This is a genomic window from Jeotgalibaca sp. A127, from assembly GCF_052266745.1.
Lineage (GTDB): Bacteria > Bacillota > Bacilli > Lactobacillales > Aerococcaceae > Jeotgalibaca.
Map to the genome: position 1 here is coordinate 20,496 of NZ_JBQPRC010000012.1, position 12,357 is coordinate 32,852.

At 40.7% G+C, this 12,357-nt stretch carries 10 protein-coding genes; 5 read left to right on the forward strand and 5 right to left on the reverse strand.

Features of this window, described 5'->3' with window-relative positions; genetic code table 11:
• Positions 1-396: 396 nt before the first annotated feature.
• The 3 genes from ACTVAI_RS10220 to ACTVAI_RS10230 all read right to left on the reverse strand — a co-directional run bounded on the left by ACTVAI_RS10220 (position 397) and on the right by ACTVAI_RS10230 (position 3,936).
• Positions 397-1,065 (reverse strand): potassium channel family protein, encoded by a 669-nt coding sequence (locus tag ACTVAI_RS10220; RefSeq protein ID WP_443486586.1) that lies wholly within the window; start codon positions 1,063-1,065, stop codon positions 397-399.
• 12 nt (positions 1,066-1,077) lie between these two features.
• Positions 1,078-2,469 carry a TrkH family potassium uptake protein gene (locus ACTVAI_RS10225; RefSeq protein ID WP_443486587.1) on the reverse strand — a complete coding sequence of 464 codons (1,392 nt, stop codon included), beginning with the start codon at positions 2,467-2,469 and terminating at the stop codon, positions 1,078-1,080.
• An 87-nt stretch (positions 2,470-2,556) separates the two neighbouring features.
• Positions 2,557-3,936 carry a TrkH family potassium uptake protein gene (locus ACTVAI_RS10230; RefSeq protein WP_443486588.1) on the reverse strand — a complete coding sequence of 460 codons (1,380 nt, stop codon included), beginning with the start codon at positions 3,934-3,936 and terminating at the stop codon, positions 2,557-2,559.
• A gap of 85 nt (positions 3,937-4,021) precedes the next feature.
• Here ACTVAI_RS10230 and rlmH point away from each other — a divergent pair, with 85 nt between their 5' ends.
• The 4 genes from rlmH to ACTVAI_RS10250 all read left to right on the forward strand — a co-directional run bounded on the left by rlmH (position 4,022) and on the right by ACTVAI_RS10250 (position 8,398).
• On the forward strand, positions 4,022-4,501 hold the full coding sequence (gene rlmH, locus ACTVAI_RS10235; protein WP_443472699.1) for a 23S rRNA (pseudouridine(1915)-N(3))-methyltransferase RlmH: 480 nt from the start codon (positions 4,022-4,024) through the stop codon (positions 4,499-4,501).
• A gap of 617 nt (positions 4,502-5,118) precedes the next feature.
• On the forward strand, positions 5,119-6,003 hold the full coding sequence (locus ACTVAI_RS10240) for a ribokinase (RefSeq protein WP_443472698.1): 885 nt from the start codon (positions 5,119-5,121) through the stop codon (positions 6,001-6,003).
• Positions 6,004-6,093: 90 nt separating this feature from the next.
• On the forward strand, positions 6,094-7,041 hold the full coding sequence (locus ACTVAI_RS10245; protein ID WP_443486589.1) for a nucleoside hydrolase: 948 nt from the start codon (positions 6,094-6,096) through the stop codon (positions 7,039-7,041).
• 673 nt (positions 7,042-7,714) lie between these two features.
• A complete protein-coding gene (locus ACTVAI_RS10250) occupies positions 7,715-8,398 on the forward strand; it encodes a YcjF family protein (RefSeq protein ID WP_443486590.1) in 684 nt (227 codons plus the stop codon).
• Between the two features lie 57 nt (positions 8,399-8,455).
• On the opposite strand, the gene ACTVAI_RS10255 is transcribed toward ACTVAI_RS10250, so the two are convergent.
• Together ACTVAI_RS10255 and ACTVAI_RS10260 are read right to left on the reverse strand one after the other, a co-directional pair.
• On the reverse strand, positions 8,456-10,288 hold the full coding sequence (locus ACTVAI_RS10255; RefSeq protein WP_443486591.1) for an ABC transporter ATP-binding protein: 1,833 nt from the start codon (positions 10,286-10,288) through the stop codon (positions 8,456-8,458).
• 17 nt (positions 10,289-10,305) lie between these two features.
• A complete protein-coding gene (locus tag ACTVAI_RS10260; RefSeq protein ID WP_166062908.1) occupies positions 10,306-10,740 on the reverse strand; it encodes a MarR family winged helix-turn-helix transcriptional regulator in 435 nt (144 codons plus the stop codon).
• A 600-nt stretch (positions 10,741-11,340) separates the two neighbouring features.
• Here ACTVAI_RS10260 and ACTVAI_RS10265 point away from each other — a divergent pair.
• The gene (locus ACTVAI_RS10265; protein WP_443486592.1) at positions 11,341-12,261 is read left to right on the forward strand and encodes a restriction endonuclease; all 921 of its coding nucleotides are present in this window, start codon (positions 11,341-11,343) and stop codon (positions 12,259-12,261) included.
• The last annotated feature ends 96 nt before the right edge of the window (positions 12,262-12,357 follow it).

A 12,357-nucleotide genomic window follows, 5' to 3' on the forward strand; every position in this document is an offset into this window, starting at 1 on the left:
ATAAATAGGAGGAAAAGTATAAATAGCATGTGAGTAACCTTTTGAAAGCCGAGTATTCGGGTGTTTATAAGAAAAAAAAGTTATCCACAGTTTTCCACAAACGATGTTGACAACTTCACTTCTGTTGTGAAAAAACGGTATCAAACGTTGAATAAACAGCATAAAGATTGTGAAAGTTGTCTGGGCATAACTATTTTTTATCATGATAGAGTGATATTTTCAGAAAACAACATCTTGATTGAAATCAAAAATAGTTCCTAAATATAGTAGCGAACGTGTGTACATGTGGATAACTTCTGTGCATAACTTGTGGGGAGAGGTGGAAAACTGAGCAGTTATGCACAAAATAAAAAGCAGTTAAGAACTTTATAAGTTCCCAACTGCTTTTTAACATGATTAATTTAATTGATTCAAGTAATCGATTTGCTCAAACTTGTCGGATTCCGTGATTCCCACCAAAACAAAATCTTCAGTAATGGGTTCATTGGGATCAAAAGAGACGAGTAATTTGCCATTTTTAGTACGGCGCATGCCAATGATATTGATATCGTATTTACGGCGTAGGTCTAACTGGATTAAAGTTTTACCTAGCCAACGCTCTGGTGGATAGAATTCCACCACCGATGTTGACTCATCCAGACGCACAATATCTTCAATATTCGTCCGTAACAGGTTTTTCGCCACGCGAATACCGGCTTCTTTTTCCGGTTGAATCACGACGGTCGAGCCGATTTCTTCCAATACTTCACGGTAATTCTTGTTTTTCGCTTTGGCAATGATACGTTTGATTCCCAATTTCTTGCAGTTCAAAACACCCAGCACACTCGCTTCCAAATAGGTTCCCGTTGCGATAACAACCGCATCACAGTCTTCCAAACCGATTGTTCGTAATAGTTCCAAATCAGTGAAATCCCCGACTACCCCTTTAGTAATATAAGGTTCAACGCGATTTACATTATCCTGATCCTTGTCGATGGCAATAACGTCACTACCGAATTCAGCCAAGGTTTTGGCGATGGTGGATCCAAAGATACCAAGTCCCAGGATGCCGATTAATTTACTCATAGCTTGATTCTCCTAACCAATGATAATGTTACCTTTTGTATAGGCAATGTCTTTAACAGCTCTATTTTTTCTAACCAAACTATCCACTAATGTGATGGGACCAATTCGGCCTGCAAACATGAGGAACATGTCAACAAACTGGCTTGGTGTATCCAAGTTAACAGTCACGTTAGCTGAAACACCTACCGTCGCTAATGCCGAAACAGCTTCAAACAATAAATACAGTGGATTCATTTCCGGATTAAACATTAACAACAAACTTGTCCCCAACGCCAACGTGCTTAACAAGGCAACAAAAATAATTAATGATTGACGCACCACGTTGCGGGGAATCGTATGATTGAACACATTCACATTACTCTGTCCCCTGATTTCATTATAAATCATTAACAGGACAATCGCGAATGTGGTTGTTTTCATCCCGCCGGCCGTACCTCCTGGAGAACCACCGATGAACATGGTAATGACACTCATGAACATGGAAATAGGGGTGATAGTCGTATAATCAAGAGATGCAAAGCCTGCGGTACGCATCGTCACCGTATGGAAGAAACTTGCCAGTACTTTTTCCCCGAAAGTAAAAGTGCCGATGGAGGCATCGTTTGAATATTCCAATAGTAGAAACAATATCGTCCCACTTACCAACAGAATCGCCGTCACCGTTATAGCGAGACGCGTGTGAAGGGTCAAGGAACGGAGGCGACGCATCAATGATGGTGTTTGCTTCATTTTGACGGAAGCATGGACCATGTTGGAAACGTCAAACCAAACCGAGAACCCGATTCCGCCCAAAATAACTAAGGCAGCAATAACCAGGTTAATGAGAGGGTTGTGAACATATTCGATTAAACTTATATTTCCCATCGTGTCAAAGCCCGCGTTACAAAAGGCGGAAATTGCCAGGAACATGGAGGTAAACAAACCTTTTGCCCAACCAAATTCCGGTACAAAATATAAACTAAGCAAAAACATGCCTGTCCCTTCAATAACGGCTGTGTATTTGATGATGGTGCCGATGTAGGTCCGGAAATCCTTCCCATCCCCGCGGTTGATTCCCTCCTGGACAGCAAGTTTATTCCGGAAACCAATTCTGTGTTTGGAAATTTGGGTGATGAAGTAAGCAATCAAGGTCATCAGTCCCAACCCGCCGATTTGAATAAGTATCATCGAAACGATTTGCCCAAATAGCGTATATGAATCCGCTATGGACTCGGTAAACAACCCCGTCACACATACCATCGAAACAGCTGAGAAAAGATTATCTATATAAGTAGCGTTTGAGGTCGGGAGTTGACTGATTGGTAAAGATAGTAAAAGCGAACCAATGAATATCACGGTCGCAAAACTGGAGGCAATTTTTTGTGAGGCGGTCCAGTTCTCCATTCTATTTAGCAAAATGAACATTCCCTTTCTTTCTGAAAATGTTTTAGAATAGATGTATTTTAATACGAAAAAATGGAAAAAGATAGTTAAATATTTTCCTGAATAAGTTTATCCTAAAATGATTTTTCCATCGGTAAATTGGATGTTTTTTGTTTCTTTATCCTTACGTGCCAACGTTTCAGCCATCGTAATCGGCCCAATCCGCCCAATGAACATCATCAGCATCAAAATAATCCGGCTGAGAACGCCCAAAGTCGGCGTCAGTCGCGCCGACATCCCAACTGTTGTAATAGCCGAAACCGATTCAAACATCAATAAGATAAAATTAACTTCGGGATTCAATAACGACAACAAGCCCGTTCCGGCGATAAACGTCGCCAGGAAAATCAGGAAAATCACCACTGCGTTTCGAACCAGATTAACAGGCAAAGTATAGTTCCAGATATTAACGTTCTTTTGCCCCTTGCTCTCATTGATGATCAATAAAACAACCATCGCAAACGTCGTGGTTTTGATTCCACCAGCCGTACTCCCGGGCGAACCACCCACAAACATCGAAAGTATAAATGAGAACAGCGTAAAGGAATGGACTTCAGTAAAATCGATTGTAGTCATACCGGCTGTCCGCATCGTGATCGTTTGGAAAAAGCTGGCCAATAATTTTTGTCCGGTCGTAAAATTGCCGATGGTATCCGGGTTATTGAATTCCACCAACAAGAAAGTAAGGGTCCCCGAGACAATTAAATATAAACTGACCGACAAAGCCAATCGGGAATGGAGGGTGAGTTCCTGGAAAAAATAACGCAAACTCTTGCGTCGGCTTCGTTGCGGCCATTTGCGAATGAGTTGGGAAACGTCAAACCAAACATGGAAACCAATCCCACCGAGGAAAATCAGTAGGGCTATGACAATATTAACCAAGGGGTCATGGACATACGCAGTAAGCGACACCGCACCTAACGTATCAAATCCACCGTTGGTAAACCCAGATACCGCTAGGTACAAAGCGGTAAACAAGCCTTTTCCCCAACCAAAATCAGGTACGAAACGGAATGATAACAAGATAAAGCCAATACCTTCGAAAACAAATACGTACCTTAAAATCAAACGCATGAATGATCTGAAATCCGTCGCATCTTCGCGGTTGATGCTGGCCTGCACGACCATTTTGTCCCTCAGATTCATTTTTTTGCCCATAAAAGCAATGGCGCTGGCCACGATGGTCATGAGTCCCAGCCCGCCCACCTGCATCAATATTAATGAAACAATCTGGCCGAAGAGGGAATAGGTATGGGCGACTGGATGAATAACCAGTCCCGTCACGGTAACGAGTGAAACGGCATGGAAAAAGTGGTCAAACAAGGTCGCTTCCGAACCGGGAGCCTGGCTGAAAGGTAGAATCAGGAAAATAAAACCGATTAAAATCATGACCAGAAAACTGACACTAATTTTTAAAGAGGTGTGCCAACCATCCATCCAATTGCGCAAAGCCTTCACTCCTTTCGATTTGGTATTGCACGAACGCCCAAAGTTCTCTAACATGAAGATGAATTTAAAAAAGGGGCGTAATCATATGAATATCAAAATTATAACAGTTGGAAAGTTAAAGGAAAAATATTTGAAGCAAGGCATCGCCGAGTATGTCAAACGTCTGGGCAGCTACTGTAAACTCGAAATCATCGAGGTCAACGACGAAAAAGCACCCGAAAATTTGAGTGACAAGGAAATGGAAATGATCAAGGACAAAGAAGGCGAACGCATCCTCGCCAAAGTCAGCGATCAAAGCTATGTTTTCGCCTTGGCCATTAACGGCAAACAATACGATTCCGTTGATTTCGCTAAAAAAATTGAAAACCTCGGCATCACCGGTAAAAGTGATATCACTTTCATTATCGGCGGTTCGCTGGGATTAAGCAAGCAAGTACTCAAACGCGCCAATGAGGAGATCTCGTTTGGGAAGTTGACGTTCCCACATCAGCTGATGCGGTTGGTTTTGGTTGAGCAGGTTTATCGGGCGTTTCGGATTATTAAAGGGGAGCCGTATCATAAATAGACACAAAAATTACTCATGATTTAGGTTGGGCGATGCCTTATAGAGCACCACTAACCGGTCGTGAGTAGGTGGAACAGTCTGTTTACGCAAAGGTTAGGCGATTTAGGGTGACCTTTGCGTTGAGAAGCCATTTAGCGCGCAAAGGTCTGGCTTGGGAGGTGGACCTTTGCGCAGTTGTGAGGCTGTTTAAGCAAAGGTCGGCGATTTTGGGCTGACTTTTGCGTAATCAAAAAATGCTGCTGGTTGGGATATTCAAGAAATGACTTGAAATAACATGGAGATAATACTAGGTAGACTACTCCTCACTGAATTGGAGAAGGCCTTAGCGTTATTAGCAGGCGTTTTTACTCGGTAACAGAATATCCCTGTAGAGTTAATTGATATAGATACAAAATTAACCCGATTTGGTGTTGTGCAAAGATTGACACGGAAATGGTCGATATAGGAAGATATGGATGCAATTCGTCTTGATAATAGAACCTAGTTATATCTTAATGCGATTGACGGTGCTCAAGTGATATGATATTTTCAGATTAGAAAATCTTTTAAACATACAATTCCACGGTATTGTGTTCGTTAACTGTAGTATTTAATTACTTAACAAAGGAAGGAGTCTTATGCGAGTATTAAATTTTGGTTCGCTGAATTATGACCGTACTTATCAAGTAGAGGCGTTTGTTGAGGCTGGCCAGACGATTTCAAGTTTGAAGTATTCGGATTTTTTAGGTGGTAAAGGCCTCAATCAATCTGTTTCATTGAGTCGCGCTGGCTGCGACGTGTACCATGTTGGCGTTGTGGGCCCGGATGGTAGCGAATTAAAACAGATGCTTCATGAAAATGGCATTCATACGGATTATATTTTTGAAAGTCCCATTCAGTCTGGACATGCCGTCATCCAAATTAGCCAGGCTGGAGAAAATGCCATTATTGTTGATGGGGGTTCGAATTTAGAATTATCAAAAGATTTAATCGATTTTGTTTTTGAGCAATTCAAAGACGAGCCTTGTTATGTGCTTGCACAGAATGAAGTTTCAAATATTGATTATATTATCAGTCGTGCAAAGCAGTTTGGGCACACGGTATTTTTAAATCCATCGCCTATGAATGCGACTTTACTACAAGCACCTTTGGATCAGGTCAATTATTTTATTTTGAATGAAACAGAAGCGTTTGCGATTACAAGTTTGGAAGATGCAGATGCGAGCATTCGAAAAATGCATGAAGTTTACCCAAATAGTCATATCATTTTGACACTCGGGGAGCATGGCGTCATATATTTTGACGGCCAAAGTACTGTGAAGCAAGCTGCTTTCAAGACAGAAGTTGTGGATACGACTTGTGCGGGGGATACATTCACGGGTTATGCGATGGGTGGCATTATGCAAGATAAGCCCATGGAGGAAGTGTTGCGAGTCGCAAGTATCGCAAGCAGTCTCTGTATTGGTATTAAGGGAGCGTCCAACTCCATTCCTACATTAGAAGAGGTTTTGGGCAAAGACTGATGGCAAAACCCTGCACAAAGCCCATGATTGGTGCAGGGTTTTTGCGTGTGCGTACGAATGAGACGAGCGAAATTATAGGAGAATGATAAAATGACACATAAAATTATTATTGATTGTGATCCAGGGATAGATGATGCAATGGCTTTGTTGTATGCCATTGCTTCTGAAGAAATTGAAATTCTGGCCGTTCATACCGTAGCGGGAAACGTAAATGTTGATCATACAACCAACAACACGCAGGGTGTATTGGCCTTTTTAAATCGCCATGATATACCTATTTGTCGGGGAAGTAATATGCCATTAGTGGTAAAACCAAGTTTTGCCGATGATATCCATGGTGCCAATGGGATGAGTGGGTACGAATTTGACAGCTTTGCACCTTTATCCGAAAAAACTGCTCTTGAATCATATGTTGATATCTTACGAAATACAACGGAGAAAGTAATCATAGCAGCGGTTGGACCGCTAACGAATGTCGCCATTTTACTGAAAGCTTATCCAGAACTGGCAGATAAAATTGAAAAGATAATCATTATGGGTGGCGGACTCAAAGGCGGAAATATTACAACGACAGGTGAATTTAATTTCTACGTTGATCCACATGCTGCGCACGTCGTTGTCAACTCTGGTCTTCCTATTGTCCTAGCAGGTTTAGATGTAACTGAATTAGCAAGACTCTATAAAGAAGATTTAAATGAAATTGCGTCATATGATGAGAGACTAGGGCAGTTTATGTTGACGATTAATGAGAATTCAATGTCTATTTATAATAGCTTGGGTTTTGGCATGAGTTGCACCCCGAATGATGTTGTCCCTCTGGTACACCTACTTCATCCTGAAGTTTTTGAAACAGAGGATTTGAAAATTGATGTCAGTTATGACAGCTGTGAAACAAGAGGTATGACTTATGTGGATGCTCGGATTCGCGCTCCCCAAAAATCGAATGTACAAATGATTACGGGAGTTGACTTAGCACGTTTTAGAGCTGAGTTTAAGGAGACTGTAATCAAGTATGTCCAAAATACCAATAATCATTGATTGTGATCCAGAGGTGTCCGGTAATCCGTCTCCCTTTCTGCGACGTTCTTGATAGGACAGGTTGGTTGTGCAAAAGTTAAGCGATTTAGGATGACCTTTGCGTCGAAAAGCCATTTAGTACGCAAAGGTTTGATTGTAGGAGGATGCCCTTTGCACAATTGTGGCATTCTTTACGCAAAAGTTGGTGATTTGGGGCTGACTTTTGCGTAATCAAAAAATATTGCTGGTTGGGATATTTAAGATAGGATCTGAAACAACATGGAGATAATACTTGATAGACTACTCCTGGCTGAATTGGAAAATGCCTTAGCATTATTAACGGAGCCGGGTACGCCTGTGACACTAACGCGAGATGCTTTCGTAGCTATGTAGGCTATTTAATAACTGGATAGTTAAGCCGCTGGGGATTATATGTGTAAAAAAATTAGAATATAAAAGACCTTGTTTTGTGAGAGTTACAAAATAAGGTCTTTTATAATGTGTTAAGTTTATAGGAAACACAGGAAGTTGAAATTAGAAGATTCACTATTCCTCTTTTCTGTGATCAGTTTCAATCATTAAAATTGTTAGCGTCTCATTTTTGATATGATATAATTATCGAAAAAATAAAACGCTCTCATTGTATGCGAATTCGTAAGAAATACACATCCTATAATAGAAAGAGAGATTATTAATGAAAAAAAGGTTTGATAAAAATTCATTCAAGAAGAAAAAACAAGAAGATGGAGAAGAAGTTATTATGGAAGAAACCAATGAATTTTCCATGTTCTTCAATGAAGTACTAAAGAAGCTGCCTCAAAAGACAGCGACGATAATAATGGGATCATTTGATAAATCTAAACAACAAGCTGAAAAAATATTATCGAACAGTAAAGAGCAGTATGAAAAGATCTTTGATGAGTTTCTTGTAGGGGTTGATCCTGAGATCCGGAATAAATGTTATAAAACTATTCATGCTGCGACGTTGACAGCTGCAATTATTGGTTGTTCACCAATTCCTTTCTCGGATGCGTTTCTATTAGTCCCTGTTCAACTGACAATGATGTCACGCCTGCATAAAACATTCGGGCAGTCATGGTCAGAGAACTTAGGCTCTGCATTATCTAAAGAGCTTGTTGTCGTGGGATTAGGCAGAAGTGTTGTCGGGAATCTTTTGAAAATGGTACCGACTGTAGGGACTGTTGCTGGGGCAGCGATAAACGGTGCAGTGGCCAGTACGATTACAGCTGCATTGGGCTGGGTAACTGTCAAATTATTGAACGAAGGTGAAGATATCTTTGATGATATCACGTCCTTCAAGGGGCAATTTGATATCCTCTTGAAGACCCTCCAAGCATCAAATAAGAAGAGTAAATAATGCAAGAAGCCCCACTGTAATCAACAGCTGATTACGGTGGGGCTTCTTTCGTTTATTCTACGCGGACACGAGCGTCCTATCCTCATTGAGGTACGGCTTGAACTGGGTTTCGTACATCAATTTGTACATGCCGTCATTTTGCAGCAGCTGTTGATGCGTGCCTCTTTCGACTTCTTGGCCATTTTCCAAAACGATGATTTTATCGGCAGACATGACTGTCGATAAGCGATGCGCAATGACCAAGCTTGTTTTGTTTTTAAGCAAGGAACTTAAGGCTTCTTGGATCAAACCTTCCGAAAGCGAATCTAAACTGGAGGTTGCTTCGTCCAAAATCAAGATTTTTGGATCTTTCAGAAACACGCGGGCAATGGATAGGCGTTGTTTTTCACCACCGGACAGCTTAATGCCGCGATTTCCAACTTGTGTGTTGTAACCATCCGGCAGATTGGAAATGAAGGTGTGGATGTTGGCTTCTTTACAGGCTTGAATCAGTTCTTCTTCAGTCGCATCACTCTTGGCGTAGAGTAAATTTTCGCGGATGGATGCGTTGAAGAGGTACGTTTCCTGGGTAACCAACCCGATATTCTGTCGCAGGAAATGAAGATCCAAGTCTCTGATATCGTGACCACCCATTTTAATCTCGCCGCCAATCACATCGTAAAGGCGGGGGATAAGATTGAAAATAGTTGATTTACCAGCGCCGGAAGGACCGACAATCGCGAGCGTTTCGCCTTCGTTCACTTGGAAATTGATATCTTTTAGAATAGGAGACTGTTCGTTGTAATGGAACGTGACAGCGTTAAAGCTGAGGTCACCGGTAAGAGTGTTTGGAAGCGTCGCATCGGGTTTATTTTCAATATCTACCGGCATATCTAAATAATCGAAAATACGCGTAAAGAGGGCGAGTGAGCGGATAAATTCAATCTGGATATCCATCAGTTGCATCACCGGTCTGTACATGCGGGACATCAAGGCAACCAAGACGGTTATATCCCCAACTGTCAGCCCTTGGTAATTATTTATGAGGATCATAAAACCACCGACCAAATAAATGAACATCGGACCGGCTTCGACGAAAGTTTGGGCAATCATCCTGAACCAACGGCCGACTGTAGTTTCTTTTATTTTAACTTTTGTCAGATTTTCATTAATCGAACTGTAACGCGCGTACTCCGCTTCTTCTTTGGTAAATAATTTGACGAGCTGCTGGCCGCTGACACTCAAAGTTTCGTTTAAGAGCTCGTTGGCTTCATCATTTAAATCTTGGGATTCGTTGGTCAGTTCCCAACGTTTTTTCCCGACTAATTTAATCGGAAAAATTAATAGCGGAATAATGAGAATGGCTACGATTGCTAAGGCCCCGTTTAGTTGGAACATAGCGATCATGGAGGTAGTGAGTGTTGCGAGATTGGCGATGGTTTGCGTCAATGTTCCCGTGACGAAACTTTGAACACCGCTGATATCACTGGTCATACGCGTAATGATTTCGCCTTGTTTGCCGGAAGAGTAAAAGCCTTGCGAGAGTTTTTGAAGGTGGCCGTACATGTGGTTGCGCATATCTTTTCCAATGTTTTGAGACAGCCAGGAACCCAAGTAACTTTGCAAAAGACCGACCAGTCCTGTCAAAATTAAAACGAAAAACGATGCTGCGATGAGGGTGACGAGTTTGTTGAAGTTTCCGCCGATAAAGCCTTCGTCGATGATCCGACCGGTCAGCATGGAGGGCAGAACACCGAGGAGAGAAGCAAAGAGAATAACAAGAATACTTAAGCCGACTTGAAGTTGATAAGGTTTCAAATATAAATAGATGCGTTTCAGTAATTGGCTTGTGACTTTTGGTGGCTGCGCAGTAATTTCTTTGTCTAGTTCTCTTGTGTTGATTCTTCTCAATCAATCACGCTCCTCTATTAAAGTTCCCAACCTTGTTCATCGATAACTATTTCCAGTGCGTCCAATACGCGGATAAAAGCCTGGATGTCCTGTTCATCGACCCGACTCACCAGCGTTTGAATAAGCTTTTCCTGTTGGGCTTTTTTCTCTGCGGCCATCTTTCGGCCTTCATTACTCAAGGTAATAAAAACATTGCGGCGATCTTCAGGTGAAATTTTACGTTCAATCAGGTTTTTAGCTTCCAGTTTATTGAGAATAGTCGTGATACGGGGCGTAGAGACATTCATCATTTTTCCGAGCTCGCTGGGAATGACGTTAGTGTCATTGTCATAGAGGTAAGAAAGAACGATGCCGGTTCCGCGCCCAGTTTTTTGTTGGGAGCGACGTTGTAGCTTTAAGCGATTGATGTGTGTGAGGATTTCAGTGACAGGTGTATTCGGATTGTTTTCCATCGAACCATCCTTTCGTTCATAGTTGTTAATGATTAACTTGTGTTAACTATTATAAATGATTAAGTATGCTTTGTCAAGGTAACTAACATGGAAGTCTTCTTATGATTTATTCATGCAGTAACTAATAAAAGTAATAAGTCTTCACAATTTTTTGTAAGACCGGAAAAATTGTGGAATCAATTCAAGATAGTCTGTAACAGTTCATAATTAAGGGCTTTCTACTTTTTAAGGTTATAACACTCTGCTGATTTCCGATTATTTAAGTGCTGATGGCATTTGTGAATATACGCATCATTAACATCAATAATCGCGACCGATTTCCTTAACTTAATAGTTCCAAGTAATATTGATTAAGTTTAATAATATTGAGATAATAAAAATAAAATAAATTACCCGTTTTGGCTTATTGCGAATGGAGCATAATAAAGTTATCCAAGTCAGCTTGCTTATAAGTGTAGGCATAGTTATGGATTAAAAATTTGTTTTCTTGCTTTTAAATAATACAGTACAATTTTACAATATATGTATGTTTACAATTGAACATACAGTCGATTTTAATTCAAATATGACGATAATAATGCAAGCAAGGAGAAGTGCGTGATGATTCCTAAGTATGATGAAATTTACTATGATTTTTTAGAAGTTCTTTCCGACGGGAAAGTACACACTTTGAAAGAAATTCGAGAAAAAATTGCAGGAAAATGGAAATTGTCAGAAGAAGAACGTATTGCGCGTATCCCAAGCGGAACTCAATATGTTTTCGATAGCCGGGTAGGTTGGGCTAGAACGTATTTGAAAAAAGCGGGTTTCATTGAGAGCCCTAGCAGAGCAATATTCATAATATCACCAAGAGGCCGGAATGCTTTGAAAGAAAATCCTCATGGTTTCGGTAATAGTTATTTAGAACAGTTCTCAGAATTCAGAGAATTCTTTAAACCGGAAACAGAGAGTCTTGATCCATCTAAACCCACAGCGGTATCCAATAATGAAGGAGAGAGCCCTGAAGAAAAAATGGATCAAGCATATGGTTTAATTTTTGAGGGCTTGGTAGAGGAAGTATTGACTGAGGTAACAAAAATGACACCTGACGCGTTCGAGTATTTGGTTGTTAACTTGTTACTATCCATGGGTTATGGGGGAAGTTTGTCTGAAAATGGATTGGTTACCGAGAAGAGTGGTGACGAAGGGATTGATGGCATCATTAAAGAAGATAAACTGGGATTTGATCAGATTTATATTCAAGCAAAGAAGTGGGCCAAAGACGGGAGTGTCAGCAGGCCTGAAATACAAAAATTTGTAGGAGCTTTATTAGGGCAAGGAGCTAGTAAAGGATTATATATTACCACTGCGAAGTTTAGTAAGCAGGCGATAGAATATGCAACAAAACAGTTGTCGACCAAAATTGTTCTGATAGATGGTGATAAACTTGCCCGTTTGATGATTGAGAATAACCTAGGGGTATCCGTAACGAATACTTATGTAATTCGAAGATTGGATTCAGATTTTTTTAATGAATCTTAATGGAGTATTTTAATTGCGAGCCGTGGTCATACAGCTATGCGATCAAAATGTCCCTTTTTATAGTAAGAAGGAATTCCATTTTTGAAAATGATTTTT

Bases quoted from the DNA above. Each gene is read 5' to 3' on its own strand.
- ACTVAI_RS10220 (WP_443486586.1), bottom strand. From the start codon at position 1,065: ATGAGTAAATTAATCGGCATCCTGGGACTTGGTATCTTTGGATCCACC.
- ACTVAI_RS10265 (WP_443486592.1), top strand. From the start codon at position 11,341: ATGATTCCTAAGTATGATGAAATTTACTATGATTTTTTAGAAGTTCTT.
- ACTVAI_RS10240 (WP_443472698.1), top strand. From the start codon at position 5,119: ATGCGAGTATTAAATTTTGGTTCGCTGAATTATGACCGTACTTATCAA.
- rlmH (WP_443472699.1), top strand. From the start codon at position 4,022: ATGAATATCAAAATTATAACAGTTGGAAAGTTAAAGGAAAAATATTTG.
- ACTVAI_RS10250 (WP_443486590.1), top strand. From the start codon at position 7,715: ATGAAAAAAAGGTTTGATAAAAATTCATTCAAGAAGAAAAAACAAGAA.
- ACTVAI_RS10260 (WP_166062908.1), bottom strand. From the start codon at position 10,740: ATGGAAAACAATCCGAATACACCTGTCACTGAAATCCTCACACACATC.
- ACTVAI_RS10225 (WP_443486587.1), bottom strand. From the start codon at position 2,469: ATGTTCATTTTGCTAAATAGAATGGAGAACTGGACCGCCTCACAAAAA.
- ACTVAI_RS10245 (WP_443486589.1), top strand. From the start codon at position 6,094: ATGACACATAAAATTATTATTGATTGTGATCCAGGGATAGATGATGCA.